Source organism: Burkholderia perseverans (assembly GCF_022870505.1).
Taxonomy (GTDB): Bacteria; Pseudomonadota; Gammaproteobacteria; order Burkholderiales; family Burkholderiaceae; genus Burkholderia; species Burkholderia plantarii.
This window is the reverse complement of sequence record NZ_CP045093.1, coordinates 1,069,764-1,087,797: the sequence shown is the minus strand read 5'-3', so window position 1 is coordinate 1,087,797 and position 18,034 is coordinate 1,069,764. Positions and strand designations below refer to the sequence as shown.

General features: G+C 68.2%; 13 protein-coding genes. 2 read left to right on the top strand and 11 right to left on the bottom strand.

The window, feature by feature from the left end; translation table 11 throughout:
* Positions 1-115: 115 nt before the first annotated feature.
* Genes BpN12_RS04520 through BpN12_RS04500 form a run of 5 tightly spaced genes read right to left on the bottom strand, consistent with a single transcriptional unit; the run spans position 116 to position 7,610 of the window.
* Positions 116-1,396, bottom strand: coding sequence for a hypothetical protein (locus tag BpN12_RS04520; RefSeq protein WP_246794109.1), 1,281 nt, complete (start codon positions 1,394-1,396; stop codon positions 116-118).
* A gap of 28 nt (positions 1,397-1,424) precedes the next feature.
* Positions 1,425-1,994 carry a Biofilm PGA synthesis auxiliary protein PgaD gene (locus tag BpN12_RS04515; protein ID WP_246794108.1) on the bottom strand — a complete coding sequence of 190 codons (570 nt, stop codon included), beginning with the start codon at positions 1,992-1,994 and terminating at the stop codon, positions 1,425-1,427.
* Positions 1,987-3,240, bottom strand: coding sequence for a poly-beta-1,6-N-acetyl-D-glucosamine synthase (pgaC, locus tag BpN12_RS04510; RefSeq protein WP_246794107.1), 1,254 nt, complete (start codon positions 3,238-3,240; stop codon positions 1,987-1,989). The genes BpN12_RS04515 and pgaC overlap by 8 nt, the downstream gene beginning before the upstream one ends.
* Positions 3,237-5,321: a poly-beta-1,6-N-acetyl-D-glucosamine N-deacetylase PgaB gene (gene pgaB, locus BpN12_RS04505; RefSeq protein ID WP_246794106.1), complete on the bottom strand. Its 2,085-nt coding sequence runs from the start codon at positions 5,319-5,321 to the stop codon at positions 3,237-3,239. Before pgaB ends, pgaC begins: the two co-directional genes overlap by 4 nt.
* Before the next feature lie 24 nt (positions 5,322-5,345).
* Positions 5,346-7,610 carry a PgaA family protein gene (locus tag BpN12_RS04500; protein ID WP_246794105.1) on the bottom strand — a complete coding sequence of 755 codons (2,265 nt, stop codon included), beginning with the start codon at positions 7,608-7,610 and terminating at the stop codon, positions 5,346-5,348.
* Between the two features lie 828 nt (positions 7,611-8,438).
* On the opposite strand from BpN12_RS04500, the gene BpN12_RS04495 reads away from it, so the two are divergent.
* Positions 8,439-8,957, top strand: a complete 519-nt coding sequence (locus BpN12_RS04495) for a hypothetical protein (protein WP_246794104.1) — start codon at positions 8,439-8,441, stop codon at positions 8,955-8,957.
* 121 nt (positions 8,958-9,078) lie between these two features.
* Entirely contained in the window at positions 9,079-9,642 is a 564-nt protein-coding gene (locus tag BpN12_RS04490) for a hypothetical protein (RefSeq protein WP_246794103.1), read from the top strand.
* 252 nt (positions 9,643-9,894) lie between these two features.
* Here the strand turns inward: BpN12_RS04490 and acnB are convergent, their stop codons facing one another.
* The 6 genes from acnB to BpN12_RS04460 all read right to left on the bottom strand — a co-directional run bounded on the left by acnB (position 9,895) and on the right by BpN12_RS04460 (position 18,006).
* Positions 9,895-12,480, bottom strand: coding sequence for a bifunctional aconitate hydratase 2/2-methylisocitrate dehydratase (gene acnB / locus BpN12_RS04485; protein ID WP_246794102.1), 2,586 nt, complete (start codon positions 12,478-12,480; stop codon positions 9,895-9,897).
* Between the two features lie 280 nt (positions 12,481-12,760).
* On the bottom strand, positions 12,761-14,518 hold the full coding sequence (locus BpN12_RS04480) for a cation:proton antiporter domain-containing protein (RefSeq protein WP_246794101.1): 1,758 nt from the start codon (positions 14,516-14,518) through the stop codon (positions 12,761-12,763).
* A 134-nt stretch (positions 14,519-14,652) separates the two neighbouring features.
* Positions 14,653-15,399, bottom strand: a complete 747-nt coding sequence (locus tag BpN12_RS04475; RefSeq protein WP_246794100.1) for an SIR2 family NAD-dependent protein deacylase — start codon at positions 15,397-15,399, stop codon at positions 14,653-14,655.
* A 102-nt stretch (positions 15,400-15,501) separates the two neighbouring features.
* Complete coding sequence (locus BpN12_RS04470) at positions 15,502-15,888, bottom strand: hypothetical protein (RefSeq protein WP_246794099.1); 387 nt, start codon at positions 15,886-15,888, stop codon at positions 15,502-15,504.
* A 13-nt stretch (positions 15,889-15,901) separates the two neighbouring features.
* Positions 15,902-16,810 carry a 5'-nucleotidase gene (locus BpN12_RS04465; protein ID WP_246794098.1) on the bottom strand — a complete coding sequence of 303 codons (909 nt, stop codon included), beginning with the start codon at positions 16,808-16,810 and terminating at the stop codon, positions 15,902-15,904.
* 176 nt (positions 16,811-16,986) lie between these two features.
* Positions 16,987-18,006 carry a helix-turn-helix transcriptional regulator gene (locus BpN12_RS04460; protein ID WP_342346199.1) on the bottom strand — a complete coding sequence of 340 codons (1,020 nt, stop codon included), beginning with the start codon at positions 18,004-18,006 and terminating at the stop codon, positions 16,987-16,989.
* Positions 18,007-18,034 lie beyond the last annotated feature (28 nt).

The following is an 18,034-nucleotide window of genomic DNA, read 5'->3' as shown; positions in this document are numbered from 1 at the left end:
CGTCAGGACGCATGCGGCGTCGCGCTCGAATCCGGCCCGCGCCGCGATTCGAGCGCGACATCTCCGTTCGACTCCTCCACTCCCCATCCTTCCCGCCTGACCGCGAGAACGCGTCTCAGGGACCGCACTGATCCGAGGCGACGGGCGCCGCTTCCGCGCGCGCGTCGAAATCCGCTTCCCGCAGGCCGACCGGCGAAAGCGACACGAAATGCATCGAATCCGGCCCGCCCGCGATGCCGACCGCCCCCGTGTTGCCCCAGGCGAACGGCGCACGGGAGAGCCCGCGCAGGCGGATCGTAGCGCCGCCCAGCGCGAGCGCCATCAGGCGGCCGTCGCGGGTGGGCACGTAGGCGGTCGCGCCGTCGACGCCGATGCTCGCCTCGCGCACCGAGGCCGGCAGGCAGGCGAGCCGCGCCGTCACGCGCCCCGTCTCGTCGATCAGCATGATCGAGGTGCGGCCGTCGGCCAGCGTCGCCTCCAGCACGAAGCGACCCACCGCCGGCACCCATGCGACCGCGTAGGTGTAGTACTGCACGAGCAGATCGTCGAGCGAGCCCGGCGCGCTCGCGAACTCGCCGGTCCGCGGATCGAGCACCGCGTAGCGCAGGCGGGCGATGGTGTCGCCCGGAATGTATTTCTGCCAGACCAGCAGCGCGCGCGTCGGCGAGCCGGCGATCATCGGCCACCATTCGCGCCCGTGCGCCATCACCGTGACGCGCCGCAGCGCCTTGCCGGCGCCGTCGTAGATCTTCGCGAACACGCCGTCGCCGCTGCCGAGATTGTCGACGCCGCCGCCCTGCACCCAGCCCTGCGAATAGAACACCACGAAGCGGCTGCCGACGGCGGCCACGTGGCCCGAATGGCCGCCCGACTCGACGTCGTTCGGATAGGGCACGAGCGGCGAGAGATCGGCGCGATAGACGCCGAAGCGCTGGCTCACCACGCGCGGCGCGTTCCAGCCGTCCTCGAAGGTGACGAACAGGTTGCCGTCGGTGTTGCGCGCGACCGACACCGGCTCCTGCGCCTCGGGACGGCGGATGAAGACATGCACATCGCGCAGTTGCCGGCTGCCCGGCGACCACTGGCCCACGTAGACGTCGTGCGGCCAGCTGCCGTCCGCGTTGGCGCCGCGCGGCGGCAGGCCGGAGCTGCTGAAGAATACCCAGTCGCGGCCCGCGCCCGCGTCCACCGCCGCGATGCCGTGCATGAAGCGCCGCTCGTCGCCGAAACCGGGCGCCGGCACGGCCACCACCGCGCCGGCCGGCGCGCGATGGGCGTCGATGGCGGAAGCCGGCCGCGCCAGCGCCATCAGCACGAGCGCCGCGCCCAGGCAGGCGCGCGCGACCGGCCCGTGCCGACGTTCCCGCCTGCGGGCCCGCACGAGCCGACCGTTCATCGCCACCCCCGCGTCAGGAACCGGCATCTCAACGGCGCGGCCCACGCGGCACCGACGTGCCCATGCGGTATGCCACGCGCGCCTGGTAGGCGCTGGCGGGGAACACCACGCGATCCTCCTCGTCGCCGTCGGCCGTCACGGCGACGGGCTGCGCACGCAACGCCGCGATCATGCCGCGCGAATCGTGGGAGGCCACCAGCACGCGCGCGTCGGCGTCCCAGTCGCGCGAGGCGGTCTCGGCGAACGGCTCGGGCTCGACCGTGATCCCCGCCTTGCGTCGCAGCAGACGCTGCATGCGCGACTTCGAGGTGAACGGGTGGGCCACGTGCGCGACGATCATCCACGTCGTCAGCACCGCGCCCATGGTCGCGATCGCGGCCACGTACGAAATCAGCTCCGGCCACGACAGGTCGCCCTGATCGAACGGCAGCAGATAGCGGAACGCGTAGAGCGTGATGGCCGCCCACATGGAGCCGACGCAGGCCGGCCGCACCAGACGGAACCACAACACCAGCAGGCTGCCGCGCAGCTTGCCCTGATCGGCGATGACGAGCCGCGGGTCGCGCAGCGAGAGGTCGATGACGGGGGAATTATTCATGTTGAATACCTCGATCAGGGCTGGTCCACACCGCGCGCTTGCCACGCCGTCCGAGGACGATCGTGGGCAGGGCCACGACGGTGGTGATCATGTTGATGAGCCAGAACGCAATCGGATACCAGACGGCGTCCATCAGATACAGCAGCAGCTTCTCGTCGTAACGCCTGTCGATCAGGCAGCCGACGAAGATCTGCAGCACGCAGGTCGCCACCAGCAGCATGCCGTGCCATCTCGGGACCAGCGAGACGTGCCAGTCGGGCGGCAACGGGACGAGCGCGTTGACGAGCGCCAGCAGCAGCACCAGCGACATCGAGTAGGCCCAGCAGATGCCGAGCAGGTACTCGATGAAGATCGGCCACATCATCAGCTGCGAGCGCCGCAGCAGACGCGGCGCGTACTTGAGCAGCACCTGGATGCCGCCCTTGGCCCAGCGCAGCCGCTGCTTGTAGAGGCCCTTGAGCGTCTCGGGCATCAGGATCCAGCTGACCGCGTGCGGCTCGTAGGCGACGCGCCAGTCGCGGCACTGCAGCTTCCAGCTGATGTCGATGTCCTCGGTCAGCATGTCGGCACTCCAGAAGCCGACGTCGGCCAGCGCGCTCTTGCGGAACATCGTGCTCACGCCGGACACCGTGAAGATGCGTCCGTACACCTGCTGGGTGCGCTTGATGAGCCCGATGATCGACGAGAACTCGCCCACCTGCATGCGCCCGAGCAGCGAGGTGCGGGTGCGGATGCGCGGATTGCCGGTCACCGCGCCCACGCTCGGGTCGGCGATGAAGTGCTCGAGCATCCAGCTGATCGCGTCCTTGTCGAGCAGCGAATCGCCGTCGATGCACATCAGGAACGGGGCATCGGTCACCACGGTCGCGGTGGTCAGCCCGATCGCCTTGCCCTCGTTCCTGGCGTGATGCACGACGGTCAGGTTCCGGATCTCGGCGGCGAGTTCGTTGAGCACCTCGCCGGTGCGGTCGCGGCTGCCGTCGTTGACGGCGATGATCTCGTAGTTCGGATAGTCGAGCGTCGCCAGATGGCTCAGCACGCGCCGCGCGTTCGCCTCCTCGTTGTAGCACGGCACGATCACCGCCACCTTCGGCATGCCCGCCCGGACCAGCGCGCCCGGCGAACGCTCGCGCCCCTGCTCGAGCACGAAGAAATGCACCGTTCCGCCGATCATCCAGAGATACGACATGAAGAACGGATAGAAGAAGATGAAGTCCTGCAGCCGGTTGATCAGGATAGGGATCATCGCGCTCCCGGGGCCTTGGCGCTGCTGAGCAGCGCGTTGATCGAACCCGGATCGAGATTCGCGCGCATCGACATCACGTCGCGCATCGCGATCGCCTCGGGCTTGTCGTGCGCGAAATCGTCGGGGTAATAGCCGTAGCTCACGAGTCCGGTCTGACGCAGATAATGCATTTGCGCGGCGAGGCGATCGGCCGGCACGCGCGCCGAGGTGCGCGAGTCGATGGCCTCCAGCATGAACACCGTGCGGCGCGGGCCGTCCGGCGCCGCCTTCACGGTCTCGCCGAGCTTGCCGAGCCAGCCGTCCACCGAGGTGATGCCCTGCCGCGACGGCAGCGCGAGCAGCCCGACGAAGTCGTAGGCGCCGAGAAACGCCGTGTAGTCCTGCGCGTAGCGCCGCCCCGCCTGCGGATCGATCACGGCGTCGGGGAAGATGGTGCGCACGGTCAGCACCTCGCCGCTGCTCTGGCTGTCGATCACGATCTTCTGCAACTCCTTGGTGAAGTCGATCAGGTGGCGCGTCTTCAGATCGCCCCAGCGCTGGGCCAGTTGCGGATTGGCGCGGATCTGCGCGAGGTCGCGCGGCAGGTTCCAGCGCGCGTAGGCATCGCTCGCGTGGCGTCCCGCGTCCTCGTCGTCGCCGAGCATGGCGTCCTCGCCGAACAGCACGCCGGAGAACGCCGAATAGCGGCCGAGATCCTCGTACATGTCGCGCACGAACGCGCGTGCCAGCGGATCGAACGGGCTCAGCCGGCGCACGCCCGACGCGCCCGGCGGCAGCGCGCCGCCGGCGGCGCTGGTGACGAACTCGACGCGCCCGCTCAGCTTGCCCGGCACCGCGAACGACAGCACCGGCAGCCACGCATAGACGGACACCCGCGCGCGCGTACTCAGCTGCCACGCGGCGCGGCTGAACAGATCGGAGCGCATCGGCAGGTGCCGGTTCGGAAAGTACACGGCCTGGGCGAGCCCGGAGCGCGACGGATCCGAGAACGCCTGCAGGTAGACCGAACTCGGGCGCAGCCGGTAGATGCGCTCGATCAGGTCGCCGAGCTTCTTCTCCTGCCGATCGGGCGACGGATCGTAGACGTCGTCGAGCGACACCACCACCGCCCGCTCCACAGGATTGACGCGGCCACGATTCTCGGCCGGCTCGCGCATCGAGCGCTCCAGCCCGCCCACGTCGATGTCATACGTGGCGAGAATCCGGCGCAGCCGGTCGAGCGGCACGTCGCGTGTGTTCGAACCGGACTCCAGCGTGAACTGCGTATGCATGCCGAGGCTCGTCGAGACCTCGCGCACGGTCTGATTCTGGGCGCCATACGGCCACACCATCGAGCGGATCGAGAAACCGGTGCGCGCCTTGACCTGCCGGATGCAGCGGCTCAGATCCTCGCGCACGCGCGTCTCGAATTCGGCGTCGGTCTCGTAGCGCTGCTGGTCCTTCAGATACAGATGCGAGGTGGCGGCCGGCAGCTCGTTGCCCTGCGGATTGGCGATCGCGCCGCGGTGCAGGTCATGCGTGTGGCAAGCGATCTCGACCAGACCCGAGTCCGCCACGTCCTTCACCTGCTCCCACGACATGAAGGTGTCGCGCGGCACGACGAGGCTGTCCGAGAGACGCACGCCGGTATCGGCAGGCGTGTCGATCCACGACGTGACGATCGCCATCACCGCCGGATAGTTGAACTGCTTGAGCAGCGGCAGGACTTTCTCGTGATGGCTGCGGAAGCCGTCGTCGAAGGTCAGCAGCACCGAGCGCGGCGGCAGCGGCTTGCCGCCGTTGCGCGCGGCCAGCATCGCGCTGAACGTGACCGGATGATAGTCGTTCACCTCCAGCCACGAGAAGATCGAGGTCAGCGTACCGGTATCGACCGCGTACGGATCCTCCACGTCGTTGGTGTTGAATTCCGCTTGCAGGTTGTCGCGCACGTCGTGGAAGCAGAGCGCGCGGAACGTCACGCCGTCGGCGGCGTCGGCGGGCGGCAGGATGTCGATCAATCGCGCGGGCGCGAGCGAGGGAAACAGCGTGCAGCCGGCCATCGCGCCCAGGCAGCCGCAGATGAACCGTCGTCGGGATGGCATCGTCGTTCTCCGTTCGAAAGGCGATCAGAAAGGCACGGTGAGGGAGCCGTAGGCCGTCTCCGACAGCTCTCGCGATCCGTCGTAAGCGTGGCTGAGGAAACCGATACCGTAGGTCAGGGCAATGTTGTGGCTGAAGCTCCAGACGTGCTCGATGCGCGCGCCAAGCTCCGGGCTGGTCCCGAAGCCGCGCTCGTTGTACGCGCCCGCCGTCAGATAGATCCGCTGCTGCAGGCCCTTGTCGCCGCTGCGCCAGAGCGACCACTGGTGCATCGCGACCAGCTCGGCGGTGTAGTCGCGTCCCGGTGCGTAGTAATCCGCGTTTCGAATCGTGTTGCTGCCGGTGCTGAGATTCATCGACAGGTTGACGAACTGGTTGGCCGCCGAGAACACGCGCTGCGTGCCGCTCAGGGCGATTTCCTGGTTGAAGTTCGAATCGCTGTAGCGCGAGGCCGAGTATGAAAGCGACGCGGAGCGACGATCGGTGTCGGTGTAATTGAGGCTGAACTGGGCGGTCTTGCCCCACAGATGATCGAGGTAGGCCTTCCACGGCAACGCGTTGGAGTCGCTGTCCACCGACGCGCTCGCCGACAGATAGTCGTTGAACGCGTAGCTGATCTCGCCGTTGCCGCCCATGCGGCCGTCGCCGCCGAGCGAGCGCGTCGCCTCGCCGGTGATCGTCAGCGGGCCGTTGCGATAGTCGCCGCCGACACCGGTGCGGGTGCGCGTCAGGTTGCCGACGTCGGTGTTCGCATGGCCGACGAAGGTGTGCTGGAACACGCGCCAGTTGTCCATGATCGGCGGCGAATACAGCATCGTCTCGACGCTGAACTCGTTGTCGGCCAGGGCCGAGTTGCCGTGCTCGCCATTCACCTCGACCGACAGCACCGGCGCGCGATAGGCGGCGTAGTCGCGCTCGAAGCCGCGCACGGCGCCATTCTCGGGGAAGGTGCTGCCGAACGTATCGTAGGTACGGTGCGCGGCCGCGTAGTCGCCCAGCGCCAGCTGCGCGCGGCCGAGCCCGGCCAGCGTCTCGACGTCGTCCGGGTGATCGGTCAGCGTCGAGGCATAGCGGTCGCGCGCGCGGCGCGTCTGCGAATCGCCGAGCATCGCGTCGGCCTGGGCGTTGCGCACTTCCGCGCTGAACGGCACCTGATCCTCGAGGCTGCGCAGGCCCGCCATGCCGGCCTTCGTCTGCCCGATGTAGATCCGGTATTGCGCGAGCAGCCGGTAGTAGCGCAGGTAATCGTCGTTGGCGGGATCCCACGGCTTCATCCGGGCGGTGGACGGCAGCGCGCGCCGCATGTCCTCCAGCACCTGCCGCGCTTGGTCGTAGTGGTTCTGGTCGGTCAGCGCGTAGAACAGCCCCTCGCGCAGATCGATCAAGCGCGTGTGCGCGCCGTACTGGTAGCCGAGCGTGGCGGCGTCGGGCGTCGCGGCGCTTTCCTGCTCGATGGCGCGGCGATAGGCGTGCTCCGCCTGGTCGGGCTGCTGCAGATAGGAATAGGCGTCGCCGACCGCCGCGAGCGCGTCGACCGAGATGTCGGCCCCAGGCGGAATCGTCTCGAACATGGCCACGGCCTCCTTCATGCGGCCGCGCGAGGCGCAGGCGACCGTCCGGTCGCCCGCCAGCGAGGCGCGAATCGACGCGTAGTCGGGCGTGTCCGGCAGGCGCCGATCGAAGGCGTCGGCCTCGCCGATCGCGCGGTCGAGCGCATCGAAGCGGTCGGGGCCGGTCATTTCCCGCACCTTGGCGCGGCCGCCGCGGACTTCCTGGCGGATGCTGAGTTCCTCGATGCGCGCAATGTCGATCGGCGAGAACACGTCGGGCCGGGCCTTCGCTTCCTCCAGCGCGCGCACCGCGCCGCCGCCCGTCGCCAGCAACAGCACCTGCTTGCGCAGGTCCGCGTCGGGCGAGGCGGCATTCTCGGACGGATCGAGCAGATGGGCCGCGGCGGCTTGCGCCGATGCGGCGTCGGTCGCCGCGGACGGCGGGTTGGCCGGCCCGCCGGACGGGCTCGCCGCCGCGTGCCGCACCGGCGCGGGGCCCAGGCTGCCCGGTGCGGCGTTCGCTTCGGCCGGCACGGCATCGGACGGCGCCGGCACGGCATAGACGACGGCCGGCGCGCTACCCCGCGCGCCGGCGCCGCCCGATACCGGCTGGCCGACCGGCACCGGACTCGCCGGGTCATCGGTGGGCGAGACCATGTAAATCACCGGTTTGCCGGGCGGCGCCGATTGCGCGCTGGCCTCGCCGCTTTCGAGCGCCGCATACGCCGACAGCAGCACCATCGGTACCACCGTTGCGGGCGCACAGGCACCCAGCGGCCACCGGTGCGGCGGCACGCACAAACGCTTGAGTCGAACCATCGATGCGAATCCCCTGGTGAGCGTCCATCGAAGAAAAACGGGTACGCCGCGGCGTCTTTTCCCGGCCGATCCGAATCGGCCATTCACGCCATTCAATCAATAATCAGTCGGGATTCAATATATCCTCGAAAATAATCAAATCGCATCGCTCAACATTGAACGATCATCACGACAGTCGCTTTCACGAATTTCCGCGTTCAGGAGTCGTCGTGATTAACGTCACGATTAAACCTCGTGACAAGATATTCATCGAACTGTCACCTCACGCTTTTAAAAGACAAATAGAGCCCGGCGCCGATTCAAACGAATTGCGATCGGCGCAATCAAGCCAATATCTGGAAAGCCGAACCCGCACGGCATGCCATCCGCCCGCCGGCTCGGCCCGAACAACGTCAGAACCTTGCCCAGCCTGGCTTCAAGCCTTCGATGACCCTGCAGATCCACGACAGCCGGCAGCGAATCATTACAAATTAATTTCTCAGCTTATTTAAAAATCATTTAAAGCCATCCATGCAGAGACATGCCCCTCACCGAGGCACCTATGCATTCTAAACGCCGGCATTCCCGGCAGTGTCGCGACGTTTCATCTCGTTACTCTCGTTACAAAACGAGCCGCCATGCACCGAATCGCAGCTTAATCGGTCAATCTTCCTTGCAGCAGCACGGGATTAGAAATTTCGACTGAAATGGATAAGGAATTTGCATTTCACTCTACTGGTCCGTATGCTGATTGCACTTTATCCAGAGGGGATGAAAACGATGGTGACTTTAAATACGCGGAATGGCTCGATGCGTTGGGACAAGCTCAGTGTCGCAACCGCATTGGGCGCCGCGCTGGCCGCCTTCGTCGCAAACGCCGACGCGCAGATCACGAACCCCGTGTCGCAGGGCGCATCGGCCCCCACCGCGGTCGCGGCGCCGCCCGCGCCGGCTCCCTCTCCGGCGGCACCGACCGCCCAGGCACCGCGCCCGATGCTCTATTACGTCTGCGGAAATGCCGGCATCGATACGCAGATGACTTCGCCCGATCCGCGGCATCCGTTCAACCTGGGCGTCAGCTTCGTTTCCGCCAACGCCGCTTCGCCGCCGTCCGATGTGGCAGTCAAGGTGCGGCGCCACGGCCGCGTGTTGATGGAGTTCGTCGCGGCCGGACCGCACTGCCTGTTCTCGGTGCCCGACGGCGAATATCGCGTCGAGGGCACGGCACACGGTGACATGAAGTTCGAGATCGTCCAGACCGGCAATCTGAACGCGCAGATCAAATGGTAGGCATGGCGGCCCTGCCGGTTTTTCCGGGCCGCGCACGACGTGGCCCGTTCATGGAACAGGCCGCGAAACGGCCTCGCCCACTCCGTCCGCATTACGGACCTCTCACCTTCCAGCGACAACCATGAGCACACCGGAATCCAAGTACGGCTCGACCGTCGGCGCACCACGAATCGGCTGGACCGTCGCGCTGAGCCTCGTGTTTTATCTGATCGCACTGGCAGCAGGCCTGGACGGCCACCCCACCCTCCGCTTCTGGCACGCGAAGTCCAGCGCGACCACGACGCCTCACGGTGACACGATCGTCGGCGCCGTGCGCCTCTCGCCGAACTGGTTGAAGGCCGACGAGCCGTCCGACGTGCTGATCAGGCAGGCGCACGACTGCGCGCTGGCGGGACGATGGGATTGCCTGAGCGAGGCCAGCGACGCGGCGCTCGCGCTGCGTGGCACCGAACCCGACACGATCGCGACGCCGGTCGAGCAATCGGCCACGCCGGTCTGGGCGTCGGCGAACCTGCCACCGTCCGTCGCGCCGAATCGCGCGCGGGACCATGCCGTGAGGGTGTCGGCACGGACCCGCTTCCTGCCGCACCATCGCGCCCAGCCGGCCGTCTACCGTCTGGCCGCGCAGCCGATGCCGGTGCCGCGTGCGTCCGATGCCTACCTCGCGGAACTGTATCGCCACTGAAGGTGAACGGGCGCCCCCGCGAAAAGGCGCGGATTTGACGATCCGCGCCGTTCTGTTTTCATGACGAGCCGGTTTTCCAGGCGCCGGCCCGCTTTCAGCACTGAAAGCGACTGAATCGCGCGTCGCATGACATCCATCCAGGCCCAACGCCGATTCGTCCGGATTCAAAAAGAAAAACGCCGCGGGCATCCGGCCCACGGCGTTTTTTTCGATACCGGGCTGGCCGCGACGCATCGCGGCCAGCCCCTGCATTTACATCTGCACCGTATCCGCCACTTCCTTGAAGTCCTCGATCTGGTCGAAGTTCATGTACTGGTAGATCTTGTCGCCGTTCGCGGTCAGCACGCCCATGTCGGCCATGTACTCTTCCTTGGTCGGGATCCTGCCCAGACGCGAGCAGATTGCCGCCAGTTCCGCCGAGCCGAGGTACACGTTGGTGTTCTTGCCCAGACGGTTCGGGAAGTTGCGCGTCGAGGTCGACATCACCGTCGCGCCTTCACGCACCTGCGCCTGGTTGCCCATGCACAGCGAGCAGCCCGGCATTTCGGTGCGCGCGCCGGCCGTGCCGAACACGCCGTAGTGGCCTTCCTCGGTCAGCTGCTTCTGGTCCATCTTGGTCGGCGGCGCGACCCACAGCTTGACGGGGATGTCACGCTTGCCTTCGAGCAGCTTCGACGCGGCGCGGAAGTGACCGATGTTGGTCATGCACGAGCCGATGAACACTTCGTCGATCTTGGCGCCGGCCACGTCCGACAGCGTCTTCACGTCGTCCGGATCGTTCGGGCAGGCCACGATCGGCTCGTGGATGTCGGCCAGGTCGATCTCGATCACGGCGGCGTAATCGGCATCGGCATCCGGCGACAGCAGCTGCGGGTCGGCCAGCCACTGCTCCATCGCCGCGATGCGGCGCTGCAGGCTGCGCGGATCCTGGTAGCCCTGCGCGATCATCCACTTCAGCAGCGTGACGTTGCTGTTGAGGTACTCGATGATCGGAGCCTTGTTCAGATGCACCGTGCAGCCGGCGGCCGAACGCTCGGCGGACGCGTCCGACAGCTCGAACGCCTGCTCGACCTTCAGGTCCGGCAGCCCTTCGATCTCGAGGATGCGGCCCGAGAAGATGTTCTTCTTGCCCTGCTTGGCCACCGTCAGCATGCCCTGCTTGATCGCGTAGAGCGGAATCGCGTTGACGAGGTCACGCAGCGTGACGCCCGGCTGCATCTTGCCCTTGAAGCGCACCAGCACCGATTCCGGCATGTCGAGCGGCATCGTGCCGGTGGCGGCCGCGAACGCGACCAGGCCCGAACCGGCCGGGAAGCTGATGCCGATCGGGAAGCGCGTGTGCGAATCGCCGCCGGTGCCGACGGTGTCGGGCAGCAGCATGCGGTTCAGCCAGGAGTGGATCACGCCGTCGCCGGGGCGCAGCGCGATGCCGCCGCGCGTGCTGATGAAGTTCGGCAGCGTCTGGTGCGTCTTCACGTCCACCGGCTTCGGATAGGCGGCCGTGTGGCAGAACGACTGCATCACGAGGTCGGCCGAGAAGCCGAGGCAGGCCAGATCCTTCAGCTCGTCGCGCGTCATCGGTCCGGTGGTGTCCTGCGAACCGACCGAGGTCATCTTCGGCTCGCAGTAGGTGCCCGGGCGCACGCCCTGGCCTTCCGGCAGGCCGCAGGCGCGGCCGACCATCTTCTGCGCGAGCGAGAAACCGCGGCCGCTGTCGGCCGGCTGGTGCGGCAGGCGGAACAGCGTCGACGGGGCCAGGCCCAGCGCCTCGCGCGCCTTGGCGGTCAGGCCGCGCCCGATGATCAGCGGAATCCGGCCGCCGGCGCGCACTTCGTCGAACAGCACGTCGGACTTGACCTGGAATTCGGCGATCACGGCGCCGTCCTTCAGCGCGCGGCCTTCATAGGGGCGCAGCTCGACCACGTCGCCCATTTCCATCTGCGACACGTCGAGTTCGATCGGCAGCGCGCCGGCATCTTCCATCGTGTTGTAGAAGATCGGGGCGATCTTGCTGCCCAGGCACACGCCGCCGAAGCGCTTGTTCGGCACGAACGGGATGTCCTCGCCGGTGAACCACAGCACCGAGTTGGTGGCCGACTTGCGCGAGGAGCCGGTGCCGACCACGTCGCCCACATAGGCGACCAGATGGCCCTTTTCCTTCAGCGATTCGATGAACTTCACCGGGCCGCGCTTGCCGTCTTCTTCCGGCGTGATGCCGGGGCGCGCGTTCTTCAGCATCGCCAGCGCGTGCATCGGGATGTCGGGGCGCGTGGTGGCGTCCGGCGCCGGCGAGAGATCGTCGGTGTTGGTTTCGCCGGTCACCTTGAAGACGGTGATGGTCAGGCTCTGCGGCACTTCCGGGCGGCTCGTGAACCATTCGGCGTCGGCCCAGCTCTGCAGCACGGCCTTGGCGTGCGTGTTGCCCTGGTCGGCCAGTTCCTTGACGTCATGGAACTGGTCGAACATCAGCAGCGTCTTCTTCAGCGCGTCGGCGGCCACGGCGGCCACGGCCTCGTCGGACAGCAGCTCGATCAGCGGCTGGATGTTGTAGCCGCCCAGCATGGTGCCGAGCAGCTCGGTCGCGCGCTCGCGCGAGATCAGCGCGCAGGCGGTCTCGCCCTTGGCCACGGCGGCCAGGAAGCCGGCCTTCACGCGCGCGGCTTCGTCGACGCCGGCGGGCACGCGATGCGTGATCAGGTCGATCAGCGTCTGCTCTTCGCCGGCGGGCGGATGCGCCAGCAGTTCCACCAGCTCGGCGGTCTGCTGGGCCGTCAGCGGCAGGGGCGGGATACCAAGCGCGGCGCGGGCGGCCACGTGAGCACGAAAGTTTTCAAGCATGGGGAACCTGCTGGTATGCGTTTCAGGGGATGGTGCGTCAGGCACGCCGGAACGGCTGCGGGTGCTGCTTCGGCCACGATTCTAATCGCATTGTGGCGAAACATCAAACATCTTATATCTTATATAAGAGTTGAACGGCGATGCGCGGGCACGAGGCCAGTCCCGTGGGGACGACGCGGTCGTCGTCATGATTTTGAAAGACCGGGAATCCGGTGCCGCGAAGGCCGGCGCGACGCCGGGCACGGCTGGCGGCCCCGCCCGGGCGCGGCCGGCCGCGCCGTCAATGCGAATGCGATGGCGAGGCCGCCGCCTGCGGCCGCGCGGCGCCCATCCGCGCCAGCACGTGCTCGGTCATGCCGCGCGCGAGTTCCGTCTCGCTGATGAACACGGTGCCCACGCCCTCGCTCGTCAGCAGCGCGGCCTCGTCGCCGCTGTTGGTGCAGAGCGCGATCTCGATCGCCGGATTCAGGGTCCGCGCGATCTCAACGATCTGCCGCACGTCGAACGTGTCGGGCAGCGTCACCACCAGCATCCCGGCGCGCGCGATGTGCGCCTGCACCAGCACCACCGGCTCGATCGCGTCGCCGGACACGGCGGCGGCGCCGTCGGCGCGCAGCTTCTCCACCGTCTCGCGGTTCTGCTCCACCACCACGCAGGCGATGCCGCGCTCGTCCAGCGCCTGCGCGATGCGCGCGCCCACGCGGCCGTAGCCGACGATCACCACCTGCCCGGTCAGGTGCGTCTGCGGCGTGGACATCGGCAGGGCGGCGAGCGGATCGTCGCGCGCCTCGAGCCGCCGCGCGAACGCGGAATGGCGGCGAATCCACACCAGCGCCGGCTCGATCGCCGCGAACAGCAGCGTGTTGGTGGAGATCGAGATCAGCGCGACGGCCAGGATCAGGCTCTGCCCGTCGGCCGACAGCAGCCCGAGCGAGCGCCCGAGCCCGGCCAGGATGAACGAGAACTCGCCGATCTGCGCAAGCCCGGCGCCGACCGTCAGCGCGGTGTTGAGCGGATAGCGGAACGCCAGCACCAGCGCCACGGCCGCGAGCGTCTTGCCGATCACCACCACCAGCGCCACTTCCAGCACGTGCAGCGGCTGCTCGACGAGGATCGCCGGATCGAACAGCATGCCGACCGAGATGAAGAACAGCACCGAGAACGCGTCGCGCAGCGGCAGCGTCTCGTCGGCGGCGCGCCGGCTGAACTCGGACTCGCGCATCATCATCCCGGCGAAGAACGCGCCGAGCGCGAACGACACGTCGAACAGCTTCGCGGCGCCGAACGCGACGCCCACCGCCGCCGCGATCATGCAGAGCGTGAACAGCTCGCGCGAGCCGGTGCGCGCGACCAGCCAGAGAATCCGCGGGAACACGCGCTTGCCCACCACCAGCATCAGCGCAATGAACGCGGCCACCTTCAGGAACGTGAGCCCGAGCGCGGCCCACAGGCCATCGCCCGGCGCCGCCGCGTGCGTGCCGCCGGCGCCGGCCAGGCCGTCCGGCGCGCCGCCGAGCAGCCCAGCGAGCGGCGGCAGCAACACCAGCACCAGCACCATCACGAGATCCTCGACGACGAGCCAGCCCACCGCGATGCGCCCGTTCACCGACTCGACGAGCCCGCGCCCTTCCAGCGCGCGCAGCAGCACCACGGTGCTGGCCACCGACAGCGCGAGCCCGAACACCAGCGCCGCGCCGAGGCTCCAGCCCCAGGCCAGCGCGAGCGCGCCGCCGAGCACGGTGGCCACGGCGATCTGCACGACCGCGCCGGGCAGCGCGATCTTGCGCACCGCGAGCAGATCGCCGAGCGAGAAATGCAGGCCCACGCCGAACATCAGCAGCATCACGCCGATCTCGGCCAGCTGCTGCGCGAGCGCGAGATCGCCGACGAAGCCCGGCGTGCCCGGGCCGATCACGATGCCGGCCAGCAGGTAGCCGACCAGCGGCGGCATCTTCAGCAGCGACGCGAGGTAACCGAAGATCATCGCGAGCCCGAAGCCGGCCGCGAGCAAGGCAATCAGACTGACGTCATGCGGCATCCGCCCCCCAATCCAATGTAAACAATCAGAAAGGTTTCAGGATAAGGGAAACTCGCCGGGAGCGGCGCGCACGACAAGGAAAAAATGCGCGGCCGCGCGGGCCGGCGCGGCCTCGCCCGCACATCGGCCGCCCATCACCCGTCCATCAACGCCTCGATGCGCGCCTGCAAATTCCGCAGCCCGACGCTGGCCGACACCGCCTCGACGGTGCCGAAGCATTCGGGGCGGCTCGGCTCGGGATCGACCAGGAAATTGCGCGCGTGGCCGAGGCGCCGCTCGCGCGGCAGCAGGCTCTCGGGCCCGACCACCTGGAACGCGGTGCCGATCGCCACGAACAGGTCTCGCTCCGTCATCTCGAGCTGCATCCGCTGCAGCGTCACGTACTCGGGCGCGGCCTCGTTGAAGAACACCACGCCCGGCTTGACCCCCTCGACTTCCCCGCAGGCCGGGCAGGCGGTGTCGATCCGGTAATGCTCGCCGTCGTTCGGGAAGCGGCAATCGCAGGCGGTGCAGAGCAGCGAATGCACGTCGCCGTGCAGATGCACGACGTGCCGCGCGCCGGCGCGCTCCAGCAGGTCGTCGATGTTCTGCGTGACGAGCCGCACGCGCCCGGTGCCCCAGGCGTCCTGCCAGGCGGCCAGCATGCGGTGCGCGTCGTTCGGAACGGCGTCGCGCTTCTCGGCGATCCGCGCGTTGTAGAACGCGAACACGGCCTCGCGGTTGCGGCGCCAGGTGAGGAAATTGCAGACCTTGTCGATGTTGGCGCTGGACCAGATCCCGTCGCCGGTGCGGAACGTGGGAATCCCGCTCTCGGCGGACAGGCCCGCGCCCGAAAACACGTAGAGCCGCGGCGGCCGGCCATGCGATACGGATGACATCATCCCTTCTCCGGTTGAGGAAACGGTCGGACGCCGGGCGACGGTAATCGCCGCGGCGCCGGTGCCGACATTGTAGGTGGGGTGTGGCGATCGACGGCGCCGCCGTCATGCCAATACGTAACGCTCCGCCGTCGCGCAGGCCGGGCACAGCGTGCGCACGCGGCCGTCGGGGTGCCCGCGCAGCGTGGCCGCGCGGCCGCGTCGCTCGCAGGTGCGCTGGCTGGCGCGCCCTGCCGCGGCGAGCCAGCGGTCCACGGTGTCGGTCACGTCGCCGCGCACGCGGAACCGCAGGCTGCCGAGCCGCTCGCGCACCTCGATCGCGCGCAGCGCCGAACCGCGCGCCTGCGATTCGAGCCGGCGCGACAGCGCGTCGATCAGGCGATACCAGCCGTCGTCGCATTCGAAGCGGCTGCCACCGGAGCAGCGCGGCTGCAGCAGCCGATAGACGTTCGGACAGGCGGCCACCAGCGCGGTTTCGAGTTGTGGGTGCATCGCGGGCCGCCGTTCAGTGCAGCGCCGCGCGCGGCTCGTTGTTGATGCCATACGGCACGTGCCCGGTGGCCACGCATCGCGCGGCCGATTCGCAGTTGCGCGGATGATCGTCGAAGAAGATGTCGGGCATGAACTCGGCGAGGAAACGCGTCTTGTCCTTGCCGCCCAGAAACATCGCCTCGTCCACGGCCACGTTCCAGGCCATCAGCGTGCGGATCGCGCGTTCGTGCGCGGGCGCGCTGCGCGCCGTGACCAGCGCCGTGCGCACGCGGATGCCGGGTCGGGCACGACCGCGCAGCGCGCAGAGCGCCGACAGGAACGGCTTGAGCGGCCCGGCCGGCAGCGGCAGGTGCGCGTGGCGCGCCTCGTGGTCGTTGAATTCGCTCAGCTGCCACTGGCGGAACACGCGCTCGGCCTCGTCGCTGAACAGCACCGAATCGCCGTCGAACGCGATGCGCAGTTCGTCGTCACCGCGCCCCGCCGGCAGCCCCGGGACCGGGTAGACGCACGCGGCGGGAAAGCCGGCCGCCATCGCCTCGCGGACGTCGCGCGCATGCGCCGACAGGAACAGGTTCGCTTCGAGCGGCGCGAGGTAACGATGCGGAGGCGCGCCGCTGGTGAAGATGGCGCGGCTGATCGCCAGCTGGTGATGGCGCGCCGACGCGAACACGCGCAGGCCGGTGACGGGATCGTTGCGCGACAGGATCGCCAGCTCGACGTCGTGCTCACCGGTGCCGTTGAAGGCGAGCAGCTTGCGCACCAGCGGGAACGCGACGCCGGGGTTCGCGGGAACGTCGAGCCGCGCGGCTTGGAACGCGCGATACGCGGCCGGATCGTCCTCGCGAAACACGAGGTTCTCCGCCTCGAAATCGAACAGCGCCCGCGCGGAAACGGCGATGATGATTTTCGTGTTCGATGTCATGGGCCTCTCTCCTGTGATCGAACACGATGATCGCGCGACGTCGGGACAAAACATGTCCGGTTCGGCGCGATATCGGCCAAGGCGCGTGCGCGCCGATGCGAAGCAATGCGTCGCGAAGCCGTGACGCGAGCCTTGGTCTGTCGCCTGCCGAGGTCAGCGGTGCGCGCGCCGGCGCTTCACGCCCCGTACATCCGCGCCAGCCGCCGCGCCTCGTCCGCCAGCTCGGTCCGCAGCGACGCCGGCCCGATCACCTCGACGTTCGGCCCGAACGCGCGCAGCCACCAGCGCAGGCGCTGGCTCAGCAGCACGGTGCCGCGCACGAGCAGCGCATCGCCGTCGCGCGAGGCGGCCTGGTCGGTCGCCATCGGCGCTTCGAGCAGATGCTCGCCGGCGCCGTGCAGGAACTTCAGTTCGAGCGCGATCTCGGCCTCCACCATGAAATCGAAGCTGCGCTGCTGCTTCACGTAGGTGTCGAGCGAGAACGTGGACGGATAGGCGAAGGTTTCGGCGAGCGCGCGCGCCTCGCGCAGGCGGTCCATCCGGTACATTGTCGGGTCCTGCTTGCCCGGTGTGCCGCCGACCAGATACACGAGGCCGCCCACCTCCACGAGCCCGAGCGGCAGGATCGTGCGGGCGCGGTCGTCGGCGGCGCGGTGGCGCGGGTGATAGACGATGTCGAGCTTGCGCTCCTCGAACAGCGCGCGCGAGACGATCGCGAACAGCTCGCGGTCGATGGCCGGATACTGCAGCGCGAAGGCGCCGCTCTCCACGGCGACCTTGCTGATCCAGCGCGAGTAGCGGCGTTCGCGTTCGTCGTTGGCGCGCTGCAGGCGCGCCTCGGCCACGCTGAACATCGGCGAGAGCGCGTCGGCCACCAGTTCGGGAATCTGGCGCGACGAGAACTGGCGCAGCGTCTGCAGCGCGAGCGCCTCGTCGAACGTCATCATCGCCCCGGCCCGCGCCGCCATCCCGCTCGCGCCGGCGCACTTGCGCCAGACCAGCGCCGTGCCGCGCGGCAGCACCTCCACCAGCCCGTTCTGCTCGAGCTTCGAGAGCCGCCGGTTGATGGTGCGGATCGACGGCACCTCGAGCGCGTCCTGCGCGAGCCGTCGATGAATCTCGGGGGTGCTGAGGTAATCGCCCTGCGTCGCCGCGTCGGGCAACACGCGCATGATGTCTCGATCCAGATCCGACATGAAGGTCAACCAGATTCCAAAAAAAGAA